The 25085-nt window shown below is 32.7% G+C and carries 17 protein-coding genes; 4 read left to right on the forward strand and 13 right to left on the reverse strand.

The window, feature by feature from the left end:
• Positions 1 to 18 precede the first annotated feature (18 nt).
• Genes ACXGQW_RS11500 through ACXGQW_RS11515 form a run of 4 tightly spaced genes read right to left on the reverse strand, consistent with a single transcriptional unit; the run spans position 19 to position 7650 of the window.
• Positions 19 to 783, reverse strand: a complete 765-nt coding sequence (locus tag ACXGQW_RS11500) for a TIGR02757 family protein (RefSeq protein WP_457822963.1) — start codon at positions 781 to 783, stop codon at positions 19 to 21.
• An 18-nt stretch (positions 784 to 801) separates the two neighbouring features.
• Positions 802 to 1743: a transglutaminase family protein gene (locus tag ACXGQW_RS11505; protein ID WP_457822964.1), complete on the reverse strand. Its 942-nt coding sequence runs from the start codon at positions 1741 to 1743 to the stop codon at positions 802 to 804.
• Positions 1743 to 4298 (reverse strand): circularly permuted type 2 ATP-grasp protein, encoded by a 2556-nt coding sequence (locus tag ACXGQW_RS11510; protein ID WP_457822965.1) that lies wholly within the window; start codon positions 4296 to 4298, stop codon positions 1743 to 1745. The genes ACXGQW_RS11505 and ACXGQW_RS11510 overlap by 1 nt, the downstream gene beginning before the upstream one ends.
• A gap of 7 nt (positions 4299 to 4305) precedes the next feature.
• Positions 4306 to 7650, reverse strand: a complete 3345-nt coding sequence (locus ACXGQW_RS11515) for a transglutaminase family protein (RefSeq protein ID WP_457822966.1) — start codon at positions 7648 to 7650, stop codon at positions 4306 to 4308.
• A gap of 238 nt (positions 7651 to 7888) precedes the next feature.
• On the opposite strand from ACXGQW_RS11515, the gene ACXGQW_RS11520 reads away from it, so the two are divergent.
• Together ACXGQW_RS11520 and ACXGQW_RS11525 are read left to right on the forward strand one after the other, a co-directional pair.
• Positions 7889 to 9355, forward strand: coding sequence for a circularly permuted type 2 ATP-grasp protein (locus tag ACXGQW_RS11520; RefSeq protein WP_457822967.1), 1467 nt, complete (start codon positions 7889 to 7891; stop codon positions 9353 to 9355).
• Between the two features lie 6 nt (positions 9356 to 9361).
• Positions 9362 to 10303: an alpha-E domain-containing protein gene (locus ACXGQW_RS11525; protein ID WP_457822968.1), complete on the forward strand. Its 942-nt coding sequence runs from the start codon at positions 9362 to 9364 to the stop codon at positions 10301 to 10303.
• A 108-nt stretch (positions 10304 to 10411) separates the two neighbouring features.
• On the opposite strand, the gene yiaA is transcribed toward ACXGQW_RS11525, so the two are convergent.
• The 4 genes from yiaA to ACXGQW_RS11545 form a co-directional block, all read right to left on the reverse strand.
• On the reverse strand, positions 10412 to 10795 hold the full coding sequence (yiaA, locus tag ACXGQW_RS11530; protein ID WP_457822969.1) for an inner membrane protein YiaA: 384 nt from the start codon (positions 10793 to 10795) through the stop codon (positions 10412 to 10414).
• 3 nt (positions 10796 to 10798) lie between these two features.
• Positions 10799 to 11464 (reverse strand): TIGR02117 family protein, encoded by a 666-nt coding sequence (locus ACXGQW_RS11535; protein WP_457822970.1) that lies wholly within the window; start codon positions 11462 to 11464, stop codon positions 10799 to 10801.
• 37 nt (positions 11465 to 11501) lie between these two features.
• Positions 11502 to 12017 carry a TetR/AcrR family transcriptional regulator gene (locus ACXGQW_RS11540; RefSeq protein ID WP_457822971.1) on the reverse strand — a complete coding sequence of 172 codons (516 nt, stop codon included), beginning with the start codon at positions 12015 to 12017 and terminating at the stop codon, positions 11502 to 11504.
• A gap of 316 nt (positions 12018 to 12333) precedes the next feature.
• Positions 12334 to 13830, reverse strand: coding sequence for a phospholipase D-like domain-containing protein (locus ACXGQW_RS11545; RefSeq protein ID WP_457822972.1), 1497 nt, complete (start codon positions 13828 to 13830; stop codon positions 12334 to 12336).
• Between the two features lie 86 nt (positions 13831 to 13916).
• Between ACXGQW_RS11545 and ACXGQW_RS11550 the strand changes: the two genes are divergently transcribed.
• Both ACXGQW_RS11550 and arfB read left to right on the forward strand, forming a co-directional pair.
• Positions 13917 to 15689 (forward strand): ABC transporter ATP-binding protein, encoded by a 1773-nt coding sequence (locus ACXGQW_RS11550; protein ID WP_457822973.1) that lies wholly within the window; start codon positions 13917 to 13919, stop codon positions 15687 to 15689.
• Positions 15690 to 15709: 20 nt separating this feature from the next.
• A complete protein-coding gene (gene arfB / locus ACXGQW_RS11555) occupies positions 15710 to 16114 on the forward strand; it encodes an alternative ribosome rescue aminoacyl-tRNA hydrolase ArfB (RefSeq protein ID WP_457822974.1) in 405 nt (134 codons plus the stop codon).
• Here the strand turns inward: arfB and ACXGQW_RS11560 are convergent, their stop codons facing one another.
• From ACXGQW_RS11560 to ACXGQW_RS11580, 5 genes are all read right to left on the reverse strand, one after another.
• Positions 16115 to 16801, reverse strand: a complete 687-nt coding sequence (locus ACXGQW_RS11560; protein ID WP_457822975.1) for a hypothetical protein — start codon at positions 16799 to 16801, stop codon at positions 16115 to 16117.
• Positions 16802 to 17017: 216 nt separating this feature from the next.
• Positions 17018 to 20689: a phosphoribosylformylglycinamidine synthase gene (gene purL / locus ACXGQW_RS11565; protein ID WP_457822976.1), complete on the reverse strand. Its 3672-nt coding sequence runs from the start codon at positions 20687 to 20689 to the stop codon at positions 17018 to 17020.
• A gap of 97 nt (positions 20690 to 20786) precedes the next feature.
• Positions 20787 to 21968, reverse strand: coding sequence for a heparan-alpha-glucosaminide N-acetyltransferase domain-containing protein (locus ACXGQW_RS11570; RefSeq protein ID WP_457822977.1), 1182 nt, complete (start codon positions 21966 to 21968; stop codon positions 20787 to 20789).
• A 355-nt stretch (positions 21969 to 22323) separates the two neighbouring features.
• Positions 22324 to 23289: a hypothetical protein gene (locus ACXGQW_RS11575; protein WP_457822978.1), complete on the reverse strand. Its 966-nt coding sequence runs from the start codon at positions 23287 to 23289 to the stop codon at positions 22324 to 22326.
• A gap of 868 nt (positions 23290 to 24157) precedes the next feature.
• Complete coding sequence (locus tag ACXGQW_RS11580; RefSeq protein ID WP_457822979.1) at positions 24158 to 25078, reverse strand: hypothetical protein; 921 nt, start codon at positions 25076 to 25078, stop codon at positions 24158 to 24160.
• Positions 25079 to 25085: the final 7 nt, after the last annotated feature.

Genomic DNA, 25085 nt, shown 5'->3' on the forward strand with positions numbered 1-25085 from the left:
TTTCAGGGGTTTTTTATGCTAAAATTGTTCAAAAACACCCAAACCGAATAGCGCAAAGTCGTATTTAACGGGGTCCTTAGCGTCCAGTTTTCTCAAATGAGTATCCAACTCAGCCAAGGCTTTCGCATCATTTTGTTTACGTGTAATAAATCCTAATTTTCTTCCTACGTTACCAGTGTGTACATCTAAAGGACAAGAGAGGAACGAGGGCGAAATACTATTCCATATACCCAAATCTACCCCAAACTGATCCTGTCTAACCATCCACCTTAAAAACATATTAATTCGTTTGGCAGACGAACCTTTTTTGGGGTCCGATACATGTTTTGTTGTTCTTGATGGGTGCTGAATCTCAAAAAACACTTTTTTAAATTCGTGTATGGCAGGTTGCATAGAATTATTTTGAACATTACTGCAAAAAACATGCTCTAGTCCTTGATGATTTTCGTAAATGTTTTTCAAAGATTTGATAAAATATTCAAAATCAATCCCATTAAAAGTGCGATGCTTAAAATCTTGTAGTTTTTCTAAATCTGTTTGAGAATGATTCATCACAAAGTCATAAGGTGTATTTCCCATGGCTTCCATCATTTTTAAACAATTTTTAATAATCATAGGTCTTTTGCCCCAAGAAATGGTAGCAGCAAGAAATCCAGCAATTTCAATATCTTCTTTTTTTGAGAACAAATGAGGGATTTGTACTGGGTCAGAGTCAATAAAATCTTTATTGTTATACTGATGAACTTTGCTGTCTAAAAATTGTTTTAATTCCAATAAATCCATAAAAAAGTAAGACTACAATTATTGCTGTTGTTGCTGTTGTTGGTTTTTAACGTCATCAATAGGAGGGTAGCCATCTACAGGTCTAATATCTACGGACACTTTTAAGGTACTTAAACCACTACTGTATAAAACCCCTTTTAAAGGAGCTACATCGTAATAATCTCTACCCCAAGCGACAACAATGTGTTGGTTTTTTGGGATCTGGTTATTCGTAGGGTCAAAATCAACCCACCCAAAATTAGGAATATAAACAGAGAACCATGCATGAGATGCATCTGTTCCTATTAGTTTTTCTTTTCCGGGGGGAGGCAAAGTTTCTATATAACCACTAATATAACGAGCAGGCAAATTAACTGACCTTAGGCAAGCAATGGCAATTTGGGCAAAATCTTGGCAAACCCCTTTTTTTAATTTGATTACATCGCTAATGGGGGTAGCTACATTGGTTGCATTAGGGTTAAATTCAAACTCTTTAAAAATTCGTTGCATTAACTCAAAACAAGCCTCAAATACCGATCGATCAGGTTTAAAAGAAACGAGTGCGTACTCTTTAATTTCTGAGCTGATGTTGTTGATGAGTACAGATTCTAGTTGATATTGTCTAGCATCTAATATTTCATTATCAACCCCTTTCAAGAGTGATAAGCATTCTGTTAAAGTAATGTTCTTGGCTATCTCATCTGCATAAATATCTAGGCATTGGTTCACATCTCTATTCACCTTGCTAGTGGCAATAACCTCTAACTTTTTATGATGTTCTTGAATAGAAAATCGAGTAATAGTATTTCCAAAAAAATCTTTCTTCTCAGAGAATTCTGCTGGCTCAGGATTGATAGTTAACTGATAATCTTCTAGGACCTGTCCTAAAATATTTTTAGGTTTTAGAATAGCAATGTTATGACAAAAGGTAACTCCTTCTTCATAATTATAAGTGGTGTTATGTATAACTCTGTATAGCATTAAGATTCAATGTTTCGTTTAACCATTTGTGTCTGTTGATAAGTATGGTCAAAATAAGTATTAGAAATAGCTAAAGAAGTTTCGTGTAATAATTCACTTAAATCAGAAAGTGTTTGTTCCATGTTTTCCCTAATGGTTCCTTGTTCGTTGGTTGCAATTAGTGTTTCTCTATTTAAAGAAGAGATAATTTGACAGGCTATTTTTATTTTTTCTTGACATTTGTCGTATCCTTCCGTTGTTTCTGGAACGGGAAGCTTTGCAATATCTTTTTTAATTCTATACAATTGATAATGCAGTGACTTTGCGTAATCATCATCCAAAATAATTAAATCTACCACGTTCTCAATACTTAAATAAGATTGATAGCTATACCTGTAAATATTCAAACTTTCGTGACTATTTAACAAAGATTCTAAAATTTCGTAATTTAACTGCTCTTCGTAGTTAAATACAATCAAAGATCTGAATTTAGCAATATTCATAGTCACTTGCTCTGTTTGCAAACCAATAAAATAAAGCAATAATCCTTGCTTTACCATAATGCTTTCTTCTATCAGCCCCATAAAGGCCACCAATCTGGTAATGGTTCTATCTAATAATCGTATGAGTGTATTGATAGAGTGTTTTTTATCAGGGTCAATACTATTCCATAATTTTTTAATACTATCAAAGACTCGCCACATATCTTTAGACCATAAATTTCTTAGAGTATAGTAAGAATTGTTAAAACTTTGAAGCGTTTGTGCCAAACTACCTACTCTGCTTTTGTCTAGGATAAGAGATTGCAATTCTGTCAAAGGATCTTTGATAGTCTTTTCACTTCCTTTACCCACAAAACCAGGAAAAGTAGAAGTAATGTTGGTAACTGTCTTGTATAGATAAATCAAAATTTCGGATTCGGATTTTCGAGTATTGTATTTTTCGTTATTCATGTTGTTTAACACGGTACGAATAAAACGAGCAGTGGTAAGCGCTCTACCTAAATATCTCCCTGACCAAAATAAGTTTTCAGCAGTATTACTGGGCAAATCATTCATGTCAGAAACCTCTAACTTATGAGATTTGCTCCAAGTATATTGTTGAATATTGTCTTGTTTGTTATCACTTATAATCCAAAAATCTTTACTAATTCCTCCTCTTTGATTAGAAACTCTCAACTCTTTTCTTTCAGAGGCTACTCTCACCAGACCTCCAGGCATTACCGAGTAACCTTCTTTATTTGCTACAGAAAATGTTCTACAAACCACTTTTCGGGGTTCCATTTTTTTACCAATATAGCTAGGAGCTGATGAAAACGAAATTTTTTCTTGCGCAACAAATCTATAAGGATTTTGAAGAATCTCTTTTTTAAGAGCTTCTATTTCTTTGCTATTTAAAAACTCACAGAAATAAATACTTTCTCTATTAGATTTATCAATTCTTTTGACTACAAACTTGCTGATGTTTTTTAAAACAAAGTCTCTTTCTTTTTCTTGTCCACACCACCAAGAGGCTATTTGCGGAAGCAATAAATCTTCGTTTAAAAAGTAGTTGGCAATGGCATTCATAAAGGGTACCAAACCAGAATTTTCTATCACACCACTACCTACTGGATTAATTACAGTTACTGTTTGGTTTCTAACCACTTCTAGCAAACCTGCAACTCCCAAATAGGAATCTTCTCTTAATTCAAGCGGATCAACAAAAACATCATCTACACGTCGTAAAATGACATCTACCTTTTTTAATCCTTTTAAAGATTTTATCCAAACACAGCCATTTCTTACAATTAAATCATTTCCTTTTACTAAAGGGTAACCCAATAAAGTAGAAAGATAAGCGTGCTCAAAATAAGTTTCGTTATGAGGTCCAGGTGTTAGTATAACAATATTTGGATTCTTTACACCGTCAGGAGCCGAATCAATAAGCATTTGATTAAACTCATTAAAAAAGGCAGAAGGTTGTTTAACATTAATATCATCAAACAAATCAGAAGCAACCCTACTTGTCGTAAATCTATTCTCTAATGCATATCCCATTCCAGAGGGTGCTTGTGTTCGGTCGTTTACCACCCACATTCTTCCATCGGGTCCTCTAGATATTTCCGCAGAATAAATCATCAAGTTTTTTGGAGTGACGTAATCAATTTGGTCACATTGCCTTAAAAAACCACGATGCTCGTAAAAGACCTCGGGAGGGATAATTTTATCTTTAATTAATTTTCTCTCTCCGTAGATATCTTTTAAAATAAGATCTAATAAATGGGCTCTTTGTTGGATTCCCTTTTCAATAGTATTCCACTCCTCCTCGTGAATAATAAACGGAATAGCGTTCAGTTCCCAAGGTCTGTGCAAACCATCAGGATCGTTATATACATTATAAGTAACACCATTTTCTACCATCAACCAATTGATTTCACTTTGTAATTCGTGAAGTTCTTCTTGGCCAATGTTATTGATGTTGTTAAATAGTGTTTCCCAATTTTTATTGATTTTTTGATCAGATTCTACAATCTCATCATAACCCTTTAAATCATCAATATAATCTTTAAAAAGTTGGTTAGAATCAATACTCATTCGTTATCTATTTTTTACGCAAATCTAAGGTATTTGGGAATTCTGAATCAACAGGAATGGTTTTAAATCTAAATTTTCTTTTACTTCCCTGCTGCTCAACTGTAACCTTAGGAGGTGTGGTGTCTCTTTCGGTGATTTCTTCAATATTATCTACATCAGTTTGTGTCTCTCCGATGTTCCAAAAACGATTAATTCTTCTAGATTCTGCTTCAAAACTATTTACAGGGAAAGTTTCATACGATCTACCTCCAGGATGTGCTACAAAGTATTTACAACCTCCTATAGATTTTTTATTCCAAGTATCTACAATATCAAAGGCTAGGGGAGTATCTACCCCTATAGTAGGATGAAGCGCAGAATGCGGATCCCAAGCTTTGTATCGAACTCCTGCAACATATTCGCCCTTAATTGGTGTAGGTCGCAACTGAACTTTAACGCCATTACAAGTTAAAACATATCGTTCTGCCGTAAAGTTGGTTACTTTTATCTGTAAACGCTCTAAAGAAGAATCTACATACCTAGCCGTTCCTCCTCCTGTCATTTCTTCCCCTAAAACATTCCACGGTTCTATACCCGCTCTCAATTCTAAGTGAATACTATTGATGTCTACCATACCGTGCAAAGGGAATCTGAATTCAAAGAACGGATCAAACCAATCTTCTTGAAACTTATAACCTGCTTTGTTCAATTGTTTTACAACATCTTTAATATCTTCTCTAACAAAATGTTCTATTAAAAATTTATCGTGTAATTCAGTACCCCACCTTACTAAGTCGTGCTCATAAGGTTTTTTCCAGAACCAAGCCACAAGTGCCCTTACCAGTAACATTTGAACCAAACTCATTTTAGGATGCGGAGGCATATCAAAACCTCTCAATTCTAAAATTCCCAACCTTCCAGAAGAGGAGTCAGGAGAATATAATTTATCAATACAAAATTCAGCTCTGTGCGTATTTCCTGTTAAATCAGTTAACAAGTGTCTAAACAATCTGTCGGTAAGCCAAAAAGGAACTTCACCATTTTTAGGGATTTGACTAAAAGCAATTTCTAGCTCATACAGATTTTCCATTCTGGCTTCATCAATCCTAGGAGCTTGACTAGTAGCACCTACAAAGGCTCCAGAAAATAAGTAAGAAAGCCCTGGGTGATGTTGCCAAAAAGTAAGTAAACTTCTTAGTAAACTAGGTTTTCTTAACAAAGGACTATCAGCAGGAGTTGTACCTCCTAAGGTTACGTGATTTCCTCCACCTGTACCGGTGTGCTTACCATCTAGCATAAACTTTTCTGTTCCCAATCTAGATTTTTTAGCTTCATCGTACAGACTCAGTGTATTTTCTACCAACTCTGTCCAATTATTCATTGGATGTACGTTTACTTCTATCACCCCTGGATCAGGAGTAATTTTCATAGATTCTACTCTATTATCGTGAGGAGGATTATAACCTTCTAGAATAACAGGAATTTGCAATTCTTTAGCAGTAGCTTCAATGGAAGCAATCAAATCTAAAAAAGCATCTGCAGAATCTAAAGGAGGTAAAAATAAGTATAGTTTTCCATCTCTTATTTCTGAACAGATAGCAGTTCTCACAAAATATTTAGGTTTATCAGTATCCAAACCATTGATGCAATAGTCTTTGTAACGAACATTTACCTGTCTTTTAAAACTAGGTAATGCTTTTCTTTTTTTGAACAGGTCGGGTTCGTAAACAGGAAAAACTCCATATTCAGGTTTGGCTATTAGAGAACTTAAAGGCAATCTTAAACCAATAGGAGAAGTACCTGGCGTTAAAAATAAATTTTTACGTCTAAATTGCCACTCACTAGTAAACCATTTGTCTTTAGATTTATTGATAGGTAATACATGCCCAACAGCTTTGTTGGTTCCTTGTTTTAAAATTTCAGCAAGTTTCTGTCTTACCAAATCTTCACTATTGTCCTTATTAATGTCAATATCCATCGGTATGTTTCCTTCTTCCCAAAGCATGTAAAACGCATCTTCGTAAGTAGGCACAATATGTTCGTTAGTTACATTTAAATATTTACTTAAAGTTTGAAGGAACAAAAGATCACTATTTTCTGGAACTATTGGGTTGGGAGCAAAACAAGAAAGTAACTCTTGATTGTGCCAAATGGTTTTACCATCTTTTCTCCAATATAGTTGTATTTCCCATCTAGGTAGAGGCTCTCCAGGATACCATTTTCCTTGTGCATGGTGTAACATACCTCCTTTAGCGACCTTGTTGAGTAGTCGTTTGGTAAGTGTGTCTGCCAACTTTCTTTTGTGAGGTCCATCTGCATCCGTATTCCATTCTGGAGCTTCCATGTCGTCAATAGACACAAAAGTAGGTTCACCACCCATGGTCAGTCTAACATCTCCCTTTTGTAGATCTTTCTCAACTTTATGACCTAATTTTTCAATGGCTTTCCACTGATCTTCTGTATAAGGTTTGGTAACTCTAGGAGATTCTAGAATACGTGTTACACTATTTTCAAATTCAAATTCGGTTTTAATTTCTTCACTAGATAAAATTCCACCTGTAACCGCAGCAGCACTTTCATAATGTGGGGTACAAGCTAAAGGAATGTGCCCTTCACCAGCTAATAATCCAGAGGTGGCATCAAAACCAATCCATCCTGCACCAGGTAAATATATCTCTACCCAAGCGTGTAAATCCGTAAAATCGTCTTCAGGACCAGAAGGACCATCTAATGATTTTTCATCTGATTTAAGCTGAACAATATAACCAGAAACAAATCTAGCTCCAAAACCTAAATGTCTAGCAGCTTGAACCAATAACCAAGCATAGTCTCTACAAGACCCTGTTTTACAAGTTAGGGTTTCTTCAGGAGTTTGTACACCAGGTTCCATACGAATATTGTAATTCAATAATTCGTAAACTTTTTGATTTAATTCAATTAAAAAGTAAATAGTTTTTCTGGGAGTGAAGTCTAAACTTTGAACAAAAGATTTAATTTCGTCACTATGATCATTGATTTCTAAATAGGGTAAAAGTTCCTTTTTTGTATTTTCATTGTATAGAAAAGGATACTCTTCTGCACTATCATCTACAAAAAAATCAAATGGATTGATTGTCTTTAAGTCTGCAATGATTTCTACTGAAATAGAAAGCTCTTTGGTTTTGTCTGGAAATACTACCCTTGCTTGGTAATTTCCAAAAGGATCTTGCTGCCAATTAAAAAAATGATTTTCAGGTTCAATTTTAAGAGAGTAAGACTCTATTGGAGTTCTACTATGTGGAGCAGGTCGTAATCTAAATATATGTGGCGATAACGCAACAGATCTATCGTACTTGTATGTTGTTTTATGGGAAATAACTACTTTTAAAGCCATGTGTCTTATTCTAAAATAATAATGTGGGAAATTAAGGAATTTACAGTTGTTAATATCAAAAAGATACCTGCTAAATAACAGTAATTTAAATTTTAATATTTATTTATTGACAGGAATAAATAATTGCTTTTTGTTTAGGTTTTATTTGTAACAACTGCTTAAAAACAGTTATTTTTGACGGTTTAATAGACTAATGTTTAATTTACAATTGGTTTATTTGCAAATAACACATTACTAGATGACTGATTATAAAAAGCTGCCTATTTTTTCTTCTTACAGTTTAGATTCTAAATTTTACGACGAAATTTTCACAAAGGATAAACAAGTGAGAACCATTTACGAAACGTTGTTCAATTTGTTTAAAGAATATAAAATAGATGACTTTAACGAATTAAATGACAAGGCAAAATCGTCTTTTTTAAATCAGGGAATTACATTTCAAGTTTATGGCGAAAAAGATATCAAAGAGAAAGTATTTCCTTTTGATCTTTTTCCTAGAATTATATCTGCAAAAGAATGGAATCATTTAGAAACAGGTGCTTTACAGAGAAGTAAAGCACTTAATTTGTTTTTAGAGGATATCTATCATCAGCAACACATTATTAAAGATGGAGTTGTTCCGTTGGATTTAATAGCATCTTCTGAGAATTATTTATCTCAAATGAAGGGTCTAAAACCTCCAGGAGGTGTTTATAATCATATTTCTGGTACGGATTTAATTAAGCATGCCGATGGAGAATATTATGTGTTAGAAGATAATATAAGATGTCCCTCTGGAGTGAGTTATGTGATTAGTAACAGAGCTGCATTAAAAAGAAACTTATACGGGGCTTTTAATCATTACCCAGCTTATTCAGTAGATAATTACGCGGAGAATTTGTTAATGATTATGGAATCCGTTAAACCTACTGGAGTAGACAGTCCTACTTGTGTAGTGATTACACCAGGTATTTACAATTCTGCCTATTACGAACATTCCTATTTAGCCAAAGCGATGGGAATTGAATTGGTAGAAGGAAGAGATTTAATAGTAGAAAATGACTTTGTTTACATGAAAACCATTTACGGTTTAAAGAAAGTAGATGTTGTTTACAGAAGAATAGATGATGCTTTTATAGATCCATTAACTTTTAACAAAGACAGCGTTTTAGGTGTTAAAGGTTTGTTTAGAGCTTACAAAAAAGGAAATGTATGTTTAGTTAACGCTCCAGGAACTGGAGTGGCAGATGACAAGGCAGTATATACCTATATGCCAAAGATTATTAAATATTATTTAGGAGAAGATCCTATTTTAAATAACGTGCATACATACCACTGTAGCCATCCAAAGGAACTAGAGTATGTTTTAAATAATATTTCTTCTCTGGTAGTAAAACCAGTAGATGAATCTGGTGGATATGGAATTTCTATTGGTAGCAAATTAACCAAAGAAGAAATAGAAAAAGTAAAAGCGGTAATCAAACAAAATCCGAGAAAATACATTGCTCAACCTATTATGTCTCTATCAACACATGCAACTTATATAGATGATGAAGAAGCTTTTGAGCCAAGACATGTTGATTTAAGAACTTTTACATTATTGGGACAAGATAAAGAATTTGTGCTAAAAGGAGGTTTGACTAGGGTTGCACTCAAAAAAGGAAATTTAATTGTGAACTCTTCTCAGGGAGGAGGTTCAAAAGATACTTGGGTTTTAAAAAAATAAGAAAAGATGTTAGCAAGAGTAGCCAATAATTTATTCTGGATGGGAAGATACCTTGAAAGAACAGAACATATAGCCCGTTTTTTAAATGTAAATTACTTTTCTTCCTTAGATGCTCCAAATGAGTTGTCTCAGTCCATGCAGTTTGCCCTAAAGTCAATTTTATTCATGGTAAATGATGAAATTATTGACAAGGACGAGGTGTTAATTGAAAAAGATGTTTTATTTGATGTAGCCTTAAATCCCGATAACGATTATTCAATTTTATCTTGTTTTAAATGCGCTAGAGAAAATGCAAGTAGCTCAAGAGATATGATTTCAATTGAGTTGTTCGAGTCCATCAATCAACTACACCACTATATTACAAATTATTCTAAAGAATTATTTATTGTTAATGGTCTGGACGAATTTACTTCTTACGTAACCAAAGAAATTGTGGCTTTAAGAGGTAAAATTCAAGAAACTTTAATACACGATGAAACGTACGCAGTTATTTCTTTGGGAATTAACCTAGAGAGAGCTTCCCAAGTGATAAGAATCATCAATACAAAATATATAGATGCCAAATCCTCATTATCTGGTTTGCATGACAATTTTAATACCAGTTACGAATGGATTACTTTGTTAAAGTGTGTTCAAGCGTTTGATATGATGAAAAGGCACTATAAAAAAACTCCTAAAAGCGCGGAAACGTTAGAGTTTTTAATTTTGAATCCTCAGTGTCCTAGATCTATTATTAGCTGTTTAAACAACATTGCTAAATCCATCAAATTGTTAAAAGGAGAAGAAACTATTGAAAGTACTTCTTTTTTAATCAATAAAACAAGATGTGAGTATAGTTATTTATCTATCAATGAAATAGAGGGTAAGTTTTCTGATTCCATAGAACAGATTATAGAAAAAATAGCAGCGATTAGTCTAAGAGTAGAAAAGCAATTCTTTGGATACTAATTAAAAAGTTTCTAAAAATATCAAAAAGCACCTATACTTTGTATATAGGTGCTTTTTTTGTGATACTTAAATATGAATTTTACATTTTTATAAAGTGGTTTATAAAATTTATTGATTGTCTCTAATATTTTTTTGAACCGTAATTGCTCCAAACAAGCTTAAAAGAAATGCAAAAGCATAAAACCCTTTTTCGCTAGGCAACAAGTTTGCGTTCCACAGGCCAACAATTAGTAGTACAATGGACAGTATAGAGCCAAACCAACAAATTGCGTAGTATATTTCTGTTACAGGTAATTGTTCTAGTCTATCTCTTACAGCTTTCTGTAGAGAAATTACAGCAAATAATCCAAACATAATAATGGTGAAATAATATCCCTTTTCATTTAATTCCATGTCAGACCTTACCAATCCAATTAAATAGCCAATTAACCCTGTTCCCATAGCAACCCAAGATGCTGCTACAAATGCTGATGATGTTTTTTGTGTTTCCATAATTTATTTATTTTTAATTAATATTTGATGATCTGTTACCGTCCATAAACATGCTTTTTGTCCAGATATTTTTAGTGCAGTATTGGTCCAAGTATTGCACGTTTTAAACAAATGATAGGTGCCCTTAGCTTCGTAAAAAGCATCGTGTAAACCATAATTTGCTTGTGTTTTAATATTTACGAATTTTGAATTCTCTTGTTTGGCACTTTCACATATATAATCACACAGATTCTTATATTGCTGAGCGCTTATTTTAATTTGAACGCAATTTTCATCTTCCACAATTTTATCATAATAAGTGGTGTGTAACGCTGTGGTACTCAAACCTAGACTAGCTCTCAATGCTGTTTTAAGGGTCAAATCAGCCCAAGTAGGAGTGTCCAAATAAAAACCCTTATCTCCCCAGCCAATCGCAACATATTTCATTTTTGAGCTTTCTTTTTTAGTATCCTTTTGTGAAAATTTTTGATACCAGTTATAATACTGATTTTTAATGGGAACTATTACATCAGTATGAACTCCGTTTGATTTGATATAGATATTGATTTCTTTAGCTGCTTGTATTGTTTCTGCTCTTATGGTTATATAAGGGATTAAAAAAACAGAGATAAAGTATGTTCCCAATAAGATAACAAATGCTAATAATATTTTTTTCAGTAGTATTTTCATGATAGTGAGTAATCACTTATATTGTGGTTAAATTTTTTTATAGTTTATATTTATTTTTCAAAAATTCGATATAATCCTTTTCAAATCTGTTCAGAAGAATATCAATAGCAATACTATTGAGTATTTGGTTAAATAAAATAGCTTCTTGCTTAGGGTTTGAGTAGTTTAATTCTTTAAATGCTTCTTCAAATTTATTTAGGATAGGTACAAATTTACTATTGTTAGTATATTCTGGTTCCCATCTCAACATATATTGTAGTTTCCAATAGTCGTAATATTTTTCCTCTATACTTAACGGGAGATTTAATGTTTTTAACAAGACTTTTTTTGGACTTTTTTCACTAAAAATTGGAGAAAACAATTTGTTAATAGTTTGCTGAGCTTCATTCATTAATTCTACCAGCAGCTTAGACTTGTTACCAAAGTGTCTAAAAATCAACCCTTCGGATACCCCTGCATCTTTAGCAATTTTACTTGTAGATGTAGCTGTGTACCCTTCTTTAGCAAACAGATGCAATGCAGATTCTAATATTTTTTCTTTTTTCTCAGTCATATTTTTGTGAGTAATCACTTACAAAGATAAAAATGTTTTTAGATAAAAAAAGTAATCACTCACTTTTTTTAATTTTGAGGTTGACGTTGCGTTAGAAATATATTAGTTTATCCAAAATCAGCCAGTGGCTTGGTCTTAATCGTATACTACACAAAAATGTTATTTTTTTTTGATGAATAACATATAATATTCAAATTGATAGCGTATTTACAAGTGTTCAACAATAAATCTTGTCAATACAGAAAGCTACTTTGTTTTTTTAGCCTATATAATTTCCTTGTACAAATACTCAACAAATAATTCAGCAAAAACAGTCTTAGAGAATATTTTTAGGAATTATTTTTCTTGTCCATACTTTTAATTGTTTGGTTTTGTTTACCAAGTGATCAGGATTAAAATCAGGAGTTATTTTCCATGAATTTTCAGGTAAAAAATCAGTTTTAATAGCTTTTAATACTTCCTCCGTTAAGATCGTAGACCTCAGTATAGTGATGCATTCTGTGTTAAGATTAGCACTTCTAGGATCAAAATTAAAACTACCCACTACAGTAATTTCATCATCAATAATCATCGTTTTAGCATGCAAACCAAAAGTAGGTTGATGTTCTTGGTTTTTATGTAACTCGCCTGTCATCAATTTTTTTTGAATGTTTGCATTGGGTTTGTACTCATATATTTCTACACCTGTCTCTAGTACTTTATATCGATCTGTTTGATAAGCACTAAAAGCCTCTAGAGCATCTGTAGATGCCATTCCATTAGTTAGTATTTTGATGTTTACTCCTTTGTCCACAACATTTTTTAATAACTGCCTACTCATAGCCGTGGTAATTAAATAGGGAGTTTGTATGTAAATAGATTTCTTAGCTTTTTTAACCAAAGCAACTAGACTATCGGTAGTGATTCCACCTCCATATAGTCCTCGACTTCCATCGTTTTTACCAGGAGCATCTGATACAAATTGAATAGATTTTAACCACGTAATTGGGCGGGGAGCCTCAAACAACGAATATTCGTTTAATGACTTTTTTACTTGCGGCCAAAAATTTTCTGTGTTACAAGTATATTCGTGTAGTTTGGTAAAGTCATATTTGTTGGAAAGGGTATGGTTTTTTAGTTTTTGAACAGGAATACTAAGTTCATAATTCCAAAACGTATGAAAAGACTTTTTTATCTGTCGAACATCTTTGCCTATCAATAACAAATCCCTATCTCTAAAATTATATTGGTGGTCATAATCAAAATACTCATCGGCAATGTTTCTACCTCCGGTGATTGCAATTTTATCATCTACAATAAAAGTTTTGTTATGCATCCTTTGATTAGCACTCCTATAATCTGTGCTAAACTTATACAGCTTTTGAAACAAATTTTTGCCCAGGTTAACCCCAGGATTGTATATTTTGATATGGATATTTTGATGGCTGGCCAAAGATTCTAAATCAGACAATTCAGCATCTACCACAATATCATCTACCAATATATATACTTGCACCCCTCTATCGGCAGCTCTTACCAAATAATCACAGGCAATCAGCCCTAAATTGTCTGCAGCAAAAATAAAATATTGAATATCAATGCTTTTTTCTGCTTGATTACATAACCAAGCTCTAGTCAACATAGCTTGAGTACCTGTTTCTAAAACTCTAATCCCTGTGCTGTCTTTCATTTTGGTTAAAACGGTATTCAACTCGCGGTTTAATCCTTTGTACTTTATTACAGGCTCGTCAGCACAATAAGTTTTTGTGACTTTATTTTGTTTACAAGCAGCAAGAGCAAAAAAACATAAAAGAATTAAATAGTGTTTTATCATATGGTAAATATAAATAATAAAATAAATGGAGATGTTTATGTAATCGGTAAGCGAGAAAGTATATTTGTTTTCTCAAACGATAGTAAATGAAATCATATCAACATCAACAGAAAGAGCAAGGTAAAACTAAAAGTAAAGTAACCATGCTGTCTGCTTTTAAAAGTATTATTTGGCCAAGAAGAAATTTGGTTTTTATAGGGTTGATTTTAATAGTGTTAAGTCGTTTGGCTAGTTTAATTTTACCGTGGAAAACAAAAGTATTGCTGGATGATGTGATACCTAATAAAGATTTTGAAGAGTTATACAATTTATTGATTCTCGTTGGTGCTGCCATTTTAGTACAAGCTGTAACTTCATTTTTACTGACAAAAATACTAAGTATACAAGCCCAGTATTTAATATCAGAATTAAGAGCACAGGTACAGAAAAAAGTTTTATCTCTACCTATCAATTTTTTTGACAACCAAAAGTCTGGAGCTTTAGTTTCTAGAATTATGAGTGATGTAGAGGGAGTTAGGAATTTAATAGGTACTGGACTGGTTCAGTTAGTGGGTGGAACCATTACGGCGATTATTTCTTTAATTCTTTTAATTAAGATTAGCTGGACGATGACACTTTTTGTGTTAATTCCGATAAGTATCTTTGGAATTATTGCTTTGAAAGCCTTTGGATACATAAGACCTATTTTTAGAAAAAGAGCAAAAATTAAAGCTGAAGTCACTGGTAGGTTAACAGAAACTTTAGCTGGGGTTAGGGTAATTAAAGCTTTTAATGCAGAGAGGCAAGAAAGTTTGGTGTTTGAGAAAGGAGTAAACTTATTGTTTCAAAATATTAAAAAAAGTTTAACGGCTACAGCTTTAATGACTAGTAGTTCTACTTTTTTATTAGGTATTGCATCCACAGGAATTATGGGAATAGGTGGATATAAAATAATGACAGGAGATTTAACTATTGGAGATTTTTTATCGTTTACATTGTTATTAGGATTTATGATAGCTCCCATTGTTCAAATGAGCAATATAGGAAGTCAACTAACAGAAGCTTTGGCTGGTTTGGATAGAACAGAAGAGTTGATGAATATGCGTGCAGAAGACGAGGATCCAGACAGGACTATAGAAATAAAAGAGTTTAAAGGAGATTTAAATTTTGATAACGTTTCTTTTGCATACGAAGACAATAAAGAAGTTTTACATAACATAAGTTTTAATGCAATATCTGGTTCTGTAGTGGCTTTGGTGGGAAGTTCGGGATCTGGAAAATCAACTATTGCTGGATTGTCTGCAACTTTTCTAAATCCAAACTCTGGTGTAATTACCATTGATAACCAAGATTTGTCTAAAGTTAAATTGAACAGTTTTAGAAAACATTTGGGAGTTGTTTTACAAGACGAATTTTTATTTGAAGGGACTATTAAGGAAAATATTATGTTTCCACGTCCCAATGCTACTACCGATGAACTTGAAAAAGCAGTACAGGCAGCTTACGTAAACGAGTTTACTGATAGATTTGAGCTAGGTTTAAACACTTTGATAGGGGAGAGAGGTGTAAAATTATCTGGAGGACAAAGACAGCGTATTGCCATTGCTAGAGCTATTTTAGCCAATCCTAAAATTATTATTTTAGACGAAGCTACTTCTAATCTAGATACAGAAAGTGAGGTGCTTATTCAAAAAAGTTTAGATCAGTTAACTAAGGATAGAACTACTATTGTAATTGCCCATAGGCTGAGTACCATCAGAAAAGCTGATCAGATTTTGGTGATAGAACAAGGTAAAATCGCAGAAAAAGGTAACCATGAGGAGTTAATAGCCGCTCAAGGTCGTTATTACGATTTATACACCTATCAAGGAAAAATTTAAAGAACTCTTATACAATCGTTTTGAACACAGAACAAATTATTCAAGAATTGCAATTCAAAGCCGTGCGCAGTAGTGGTGCAGGAGGACAACATGTAAATAAAGTGGCTACAAAAGTAGAACTCTATTTTAATATTCAAGACTCTAAAGGCTTAACTGAGGCAGAAAAGCAAAGAGTAAAAGTTAACTTGAGTAATAAAATAAATAAAGAGGTTATTTTGTCTTTACAATGCGATAAAAGCAGGAGTCAATTTAGAAATAAGGAATTGGTAATTAAACGCTTTTTAGAGGTTTTAAAAGAGGCTTTAAAAGTTTCTAAAATTAGACGTAAAACAAAACCCTCTAGATCAGTTTTAGAAAAAAGATTGAAGAGCAAGCAGCAAAATTCTTTAAAAAAGAAATTGAGGAACAAACCTGGTCTAGATTAATTACAATACAAAGTTGTGGTGTTTTGGTTTTTTCTTCAACTTTTTAGCATCAATCACTCTTCTTAAATTTATGAAAGGTTCTAAATATTCTACTTCTTGTTCTTTTAAAACTACCCAATCTACCCATTCTATAGCATGTGTGTGATCGTATTCGCTGATAAGAATATCAATTAAGTGAAAAGTTGCTTCTTGGGTGGCCACCTTACCATTGTAATTTCGGATATTTAATTCTAAGCCTATTTCCCCATACTTACCATCTTTATATCTAAAGTAAATATCACCGTATTCGCGTTTAAATTTATCGTATTCAGCTTTAAAACGTTTGTTGTTTGCTCTTTGTTTGAGAGCATTGAACTTCCAATTTTTTAATTTAGGAGCTTTTTTAACCAAATTTCTTACGGTAGAAAAATGTTTGATATCTCCTTCGGCAGAAATTGTTAGCTCTCTTGTATTATCGTTAAGTTTGGGACTGAGTTCAAAGGTTAAATCTGGTTCTATCCTTTTGAGTTTGCTTGAAATGGCATCGTAAATTTTTTCTTTTTCATCATCATTTTCAATTCCTAAGTATATTTTTTTATGATTTTTAGAAAACCAATTCCAAAATTTATCCTCCTTGGTTTTATTATTCATTAGAGAAAATCCAAAAATTATAAAAAGTAGTGGAATGGCAAATACGGCTTTTTTCATTTTGATGGGGTTTAAAAGGTAAAAAGAACTCCTTTCAAGTTAGTTAATATTATACTAACAGCCAAAAAAAATGAACATGACTTATTATACAACTATAAAATTTTAAAATTTAAATAATTGATAATTATATATTTAAGGGGGTTTAAAAAAAGAGTCCAATATAATATTGGACTCTTTTAGTAATTTTTATCGTGTGAAGTTATAAGGTAGATTTCCTTACTTACTCAACCATTCTTTAGCATTTACAAAGGCTTCTAACCATGGAGAAACTTCATCATTTCTGTCGGTAGGATAGTTTGCCCAGTTCCATTGAAAGATTGAACGTTCTATGTGTGGCATCATGACTAAGTGACGACCATCTTCAGAACTCATCATAGCTGTATTATAGCTAGATCCGTTTGGATTGGCAGGATAACCTTGATATCCATACTTAGCAACCAAATTGTACTGATCTTCTGAGTAGGGTAGGTTAAACTTACCTTCTCCATGAGAAATCCAAACTCCTAAAGTACTACCAGATAAACTACTTAGCATGACAGAGTTGTTTTCTTGAATGCTAACAGAAGTAAATCCAGATTCGTGTTTATGAGAATCGTTGTGTTCCATTATCGGCTTTTCAGCGTGATCTGGGTTGATCAATCCTAATTCTATGAACAGCTGACACCCATTACAAATTCCTAGAGATAAAGTGTCTTTACGAGCGTAAAAATTATCTAAAGCAGCTTTCGCTTTTGGATTGTATAAAAAAGCACCAGCCCATCCCTTAGCAGAACCTAAAACGTCTGAGTTAGAGAATCCTCCAACAGCGGCTAAAAAGTTTACGTCCTCTAAAGTTTCACGACCTGTAATTAAATCGGTCATGTGCACATCTTTTACATCAAAACCAGCTAAGTATAATGCGTTTGCCATTTCACGTTCAGAGTTAGATCCTTTTTCACGTAATACTGCAGCAACAGGCTTTTTACCAGCTTCTATTTTAGGTAATTTACCTGTAAAGTTAGAAGGGAAGGTAAAGTCTAATGATTGTTTTTTATAGTTGTCAAATCTTTCTGTAGCTTTTGCATCTCCAGATTGTTTTTTGTCTAATAAGTACGAAGTTTTGTACCAAGTATCACGTAGCGCGGCTACAGCGAATTTTTCTATATGGCTACCGTTAGTTAATGTGACTGTGTCACTCTCAACTGTAAATCCAATGTTTGCGAACTTTAATCCAGCTGCTGTTAAAATAGCTTCAACTTCTGAAGGATTTACGGTTTGTACAATAACCCCTGCATTTTCTGCAAAAATAGCTTTGGTTGTATCTGCTTCTCCTAAAGCAGAAATATTAATGTTTGCACCTAAATTAACATCAGCAAAACACATTTCTAAAATAGTAGTAATCATACCTCCTGCAGAAATATCGTGACCTGCAGTTAACAATCCTTTAGCTACTAAGGATTGAACTGTGTTGAATGCTGTTTTAAAGGTAGCAGCATCTTTAATATCTGGAGTTTCAGCTCCAATTTTATTCACAGCTTGCGCAAAAGAAGATCCTCCCAGTTTAAATGCATCAGAAGAAAAATCTATATAATAAATAGCATTTCCTTCTTTTTTAGAAAAAACAGGTTCTACTACTTTGTTAATATCGTTACAATGACCTACACCAGAAATAATTACCGTACCAGGAGCAATTACATCTTTGTTAGGATATTTTTGTTTCATGGATAATGAATCCTTTCCTGTAGGAATGTTGATTCCTAAGTCGATAGCAAAATCTGAAACAGCTTTTACAGCATTGTACAAACGAGCATCTTCTCCTTCGTTCTTACAAGGCCACATCCAGTTGGCAGATAAAGAAACAGAGGTTAGTTTATCTTGTAACGGAGCCCAAACCAAGTTGGTTAAACACTCTGCAATAGCGTTACGAGAACCCGCAGCTTCATCGATAATAGCAGATACAGGTGCGTGACCTATAGAAGTAGCAATTCCTTCTTTACCATTGTAGTCCAAAGCCATTACAGCTACGTCATTTAACGGTAATTGTAAAGGACCTGCACATTGCTGTTTGGCAACTTTTCCACCCACACAACGGTCTACTTTATTTGTTAACCAATCTTTACAAGCAACTGCCTCTAGTTGTAAAACAGTTTTTAAGTTTGCTTGAATTTCATCATTACTATAAGTAACGTCATCGTATTTTCTAGCAATCGTAGTGTCATTTAAGACTGTTTTTGGAGAAGAACCAAACATATCATTTAAATCTAAATCCATAGGAGCTTTTCCTGTAGTGGCAGATTTAAAAGTAAAACGATTATCGTTAGTTACAGTTCCTACAGTATGCATTGGAGAACGTTCTCGCTCTGCAACTCTGTTTAAATATTCAATATCTTTTTCGTTAATAACTAGTCCCATTCTTTCCTGAGATTCATTACCAATTAACTCTTTAGCAGATAATGTAGGATCTCCTACGGGTAGTTTATCAGTATCAATTAAACCTCCAGTTTCTTCTACCAATTCTGATAAACAGTTTAAGTGTCCACCGGCTCCGTGATCGTGAATTGATACAATGGGGTTGATTTCACTTTCTACCATACCACGGATGGCATTGGCAGCACGTTTTTGCATTTCTGGGTTAGAACGTTGAACCGCATTTAATTCAATACCAGATTCCATAGCACCCGTATCTGCAGAAGATACAGCAGCACCTCCCATACCAATACGGTAGTTATCTCCACCTAATATGACAATTTTATCACCTGCTTCAGGTTCTGCCTTTAAAGCTTGCTCAGCTTTACCGTAACCTACACCACCAGCTTGCATAATTACTTTATCAAACCCTAAAGTCCTTAAATCATCAGCATTTTTATTAGCTTCTTCGTGCTCAAAAGTTAATAAAGAACCAGAAATTAAGGGTTGACCAAATTTGTTTCCAAAATCAGAAGCACCGTTAGATGCCTTAATTAAGATGTCCATAGGTGTTTGGTATAACCACTTTCTTTCTTCTAAATTTTCCCAAGGTCTGTTTTCTTCTAATCTTGAGTACGAGGTCATATAAACGGCAGTTCCAGCTAACGGTAAAGAACCTTTACCACCTGCTAAACGGTCTCTAATTTCTCCTCCAGATCCTGTTGCAGCTCCGTTGAATGGTTCTACAGTGGTAGGGAAGTTATGTGTTTCTGCTTTTAAAGAAATTACAGATTCATATTCTTTAGTTTCATAAAAATCTGGCTTGTCTGCAGTTTTAGGAGCAAATTGCGTGGCTTTAGGTCCTTTTACAAAAGCAACATTATCTTTATAAGCAGATACAATTCCGTTAGGATTTTCGTTAGAGGTTTTACGAATCATTTTAAATAATGATGATTCTTTTTCTTCACCATCTATAACAAACGTTCCGTTAAATATTTTGTGACGACAGTGTTCTGAATTAATTTGAGAAAAACCAAATACTTCAGAATCTGTTAACTTACGACCAATGCGCTTAGCCATATCTTCTAAGTAAGCAATTTCATCATCGCTTAGAGACAAACCTTCCTGAGCATCAAAAGCTCTAATATCTTCTATCTCTAAAATAGGTTGTGGTTCTACGTTGATGGTGTAAGATTCTTGATTTAATCCTTCGTACATTTTTTGTAACATCGGATCAATGGAAGCTTCCTTTGATTTTACTTTTGTAAATTCTTCTATTCTTTCTATACCAGAAATACTCATGTTTTGAGTGATTTCTACAGCATTGGTACTCCAAGGAGTAATCATTTCTCTACGAGGTCCAATAAAATAACCGTTTAAAGTTTCAGTTGTAACTTGTTTTGCGTTTCCAAACAACCATTCTAATTTTTGAATGTTTTCAGCGTTTTGAGCTGATGTTAGTACTGCAAAAACAGTCGTGTTTTTTTGAAAGAATAATATCATTATTAATGAAGTTTGTTCAAATTTAACTTAAAAGCGCAAATTTAAGAATTTCACCGATTAAACTACCTTTTGTGATAAGGAATTATTCGCATCGGTTTTACTTCATTTTTTTTAAAGCAAAGGAGATTGTTTTTCTTGAAAAAATCATACTTTTTAGCTTTTTTATCATTGTTGTTGGAATCTGTTTGATATCTTCTAAATACTTAACCCACAACACAAAAAAAGCAATAAATACAACAGCACCAATAATGGACTGCCATGGGCTTAATTTTTTACTGGTAAGTTCGTTGATTTTCCATCCAAAAAAACCTTGATACAAGATAATAACGTGTAGCGTAAAAATACTGAGTGTATTTTGACCAATTTTAACAAACAAAGAATTGTCCCAAGGCACAAACCTAAAGAATTTTGCAAAAATACTTTTGTTAAAATACAAAATGAGGTAACCTCCCAATACCATAAATACTTGACCAAGTCTGGCTAAATGGTATACTTCACTAAAATCTACTATACTATTTGAGTTGACAGCATCAAAAAATAAACCTAAAATTTGGTAGTAGTATTTATTCAAAATAAATCCACAACTAAATAATGATATAGGTAAGAGATATGAATGTGCTAGTTTGGGATATTTATGGAAAATACTTCCTAAAGTAGCACCAAACATCACATAGCCAGCCCACGGAAACAAAGGGAAAACTGAAGGCTTGTAATTGGGGTTCTTGCTAACAGTTAAAATATTTTCTATGAATTGAGGAACATTGTCATAATTTAAAAATTCAATGGTTGGACACAAACAAAAAAAGAACAGACCCAATAAAAGTGTGTAGATGCCTAAAGAGATTTTTTTTAGAAGTGTTTTCATTACATATAAAAACACAATAATTAGAATACAACTACCAATACATTGCAATATGTGGAATATCTTAAACAGATCAGAAAATAAAGGTCTGTCTAACACAAAATAGGTATAAAGATTTAGTTGTAAAGCATAACCAATCAGAATAAGTTTTGTGGCTCTTTTAACTCCTTTTATCATTCTAGAGTTATTAAAACCGCTAGCTTGATTTTTTAACAATAAGTAAGTAAAAATTAAACCAGAAATAAATAGAAAAATAGGAGCAGTAAGACTTCTTGAAAATTTCCAAACATCGTATACAATATTAGAGTCGTCTCTATACTGGATTTGTAGACTTTGAGTAATGAAATGACCCTCTAACACCATAATGATGGCTATAGATCTTATAGAATCAATATAAGTAATACGATTAGTACTCATTAACACAGTTAATTTTCTGCGAAATTAACAAATGCATCAAATAAATAGCTGTAATTTTTGTTATGATTTTGTGAAATTACCTGTTAAGATTAACTATTAGCAAGTAAAACTATTTATATTCACTTTCAGACTTTGCTCCATTTCAAAATAACTTAACATAAGTTTGACCGATTTTTACACCTTTAGCAAGAACTCTTAAAAATATTATATGGCAAAAACCTGTGAAGATAGCTTCACAGGTTTCCATTGGTTCTTTATAATGGTCAACTTATTTTAGAATGACTCTCTTTGAACGTTTTCTTATCATTTCTAACGACAGTAATAACATGATTGACAGAATTAAGACATAAAAAGTTTATTTACATTGGTTATTGTAGAAAGAGATACCCTCTACTAAATTGTCCCATTTAGTTAATTTTTTTTGACCTTTCTTTTCTAGCTCTGAAAAAGCATTACAATTTTCAAATATTTTTTGTGACCAATCTTTGTAATTTTTTTTAGACAATACCTCAAACGTATCTGTTCCTTTTTTTCGTACTAGGTATTCTTTACGCTTAATAGATATATCAGCAGAATTTACAGCGTTATAATTATTTACAGCATCAGATAAAGTTCCTTTACCATTTTTTATAGCACTTTTAACAGTTTGTTTTGCGACTTCTTCTGCCAAATCTTGTTGAACGTCTTTTATCAAACTATTGGCTAATTTGTTTTCTGAGTTGGAGTACGGATTCCTAAATAATTCTAATTCCCCTTTTTGAATTTGTTTTGTAAAGCCATCTTTATACTTTACGTACGTATTTTGTGTCCCTTCTACGTTTTGACCTACTGCCTTCAGATCTTTAGCTACGTAAGTATCATACTCGCCATTCCCCTTATCAAACAATACTTTATATACAAACCATTTTCTACCAATGGCCTCACCAGGATTTAAGACAAACCTAAGCGCTACTTTCCCTTCTTTTTTTTCGTTATTATTATTTATAATATATCCACTGTTAAAGTTTTTTTCAGCTGTTCTGGATGTTTTGTTGTCTGATATTAAGCTTTTCAGTCCAAAATTTTTAAGTTGTGCTCTTTTAAATTTAAATTTCTTTTTAGCATCATTCTTATATCGTACTTCAACAGTATCATTGTTCACAATTTTAAGCTTTATCAAACCATCAAGACGGCTTCCATCGCTTTTAACCACGAATCCTCTATCGTATTTTGTTGTTATTGTAGTTTTTTTACCAACAACAGATTTAGATGATATTTGGTATTGGGCAGAGATTGATAGGGAAGAGGTAAGAATAAGCAAATAAAGAAATACGGTTTTCATGGATGTTTTGTTTTTTACGAATATAGGACAAATTTGCAAATGTTTGATGCTTAGTATTGTTGTCCCTAATTAAGATGATGAAAACAATTAGGCAAAGAACTTTACATCGATATCATTCCCTTTCTAATGGAATAATTGTGATTGTAATTTAAGATGAGAAGAACGAAGTTTGAAAAAGATTTACATATCGACGAAAGTTCATATATAATATTATCTAAGTTATTAAGAACAGTAAATTCATTTTTCAGAACTTGAATAGATACTCAATCAGTAGTACTAAATGTTTGTATAAAATCATTTTCTACCAAGCGAAAATTGATCTGTTAGATCAACGTAGATTCGATGTATTCAAAGCAATAAGAAAGAATTTTACCGATTAAACTGTCTTTTACAATAAGTAATTATTTAGTTGTCATCTTTTTCAATTTTCTAGAGAAATAGAACTATTTTTTCTGTTGGTGACAAAGCTTTTCGAACCTTACCCCACATTACAAAAAAGCAATGAAAATAACAGTACCGATAATGGACTGCTATGGGCTTAATTTTTTAACAATAGTTAAGTGAAAATCAAACCAGAAATAAATAGAAAAAACAGGAGCGGTAAAGCTTCTCATAAATTTCCAAACAGTGTAAATAATGTTGGAGTCGTCCTTGTATTGCGTTTGTAGACTCTGAGTAATAAAGTGAGCCTCTAATGCCATAATGATGGCTATAGATCTTATAGAATCAATATATGTAATTCGACTAGTACTATTAATACAGCTAATTTTCTGAGAAATTATCAAATGCATCAAATAAATAACTGTAATTTTTGTTATGATTTTGTGAGATTCCCTGTTTGATAGGACTAAACAGGGAATTTTCAAGTTTAATTTATCTTGTAACCGTAGGTTTGTAAGTGATTTTCTTCTACCATCAACATAGCTCCGTTTTCAACATTTTTGATTAATAAGAGTTTTAAAAATTTTACTTTGTCAATGTCTGCAACAGCAAATTCTTCTTCTGATATTATACTGTTTTTAGGTAGCTTTGGATTTTTACTATCCACAATTAAATAAGCTTCACGAAGTTCTTCAAACTTACCTGCAACAAGATTAAGATCTTTTACCTTTCCTTGAGCTGTTAACGTTTGATTCGTTAGTTTTCCTCCATAAACTTCTTTATACTCATATGCTGCAGTATTCCTCAATTTGGTTTTAAGTGTGTTTAGTTTCTTGTCATTGTACTTGGGTATTTCTTTCACAACTTTTTCTTGCTTTAAATTTTTCAACACTTTTTTTAAGTGAAATTTGTGATCAATAGGATTTAGAGAAAGTACAAGAAATTTAGATTTTCTAGCAGGGTCCATTTCTTTGTCTGCATAAATTAAATCTTTAATTCCATATTTAGTAGCTATTACTTGGGCTTCTTTTAGTAATCCTTTTTTTTCTGCTACGGGTTTAGAAGATTTTAAGAAAGATAAAATGTTTTCACTTATTTGATCAAATTCTTGCTTAACTATTAATATAGAATCATATTTTCTAACGTATTTAATTTTTTCCTGTTCTAAAAGGTTTACCTGTTTTTGCAAGTTTATATAAACAGTAGATTTTTCTTTAACCGTATTTTTCAGTTCTGTTACCGTTTTTGTTTCTTTTACAGCATATACATCTGAAAGGTCCTTTTTTTTGATTAGATATTTTAACACACCTAGCTTAATAACGTAAATATCTCCGATACTAAATGAGTAGGTGTTAAACGCAATCAATAACGAACAAAAAACAACAAGTCTTATAATTATGGGTTTCATGGTTTTG

It is taken from the genome of Wenyingzhuangia sp. IMCC45533 (assembly GCF_054111225.1).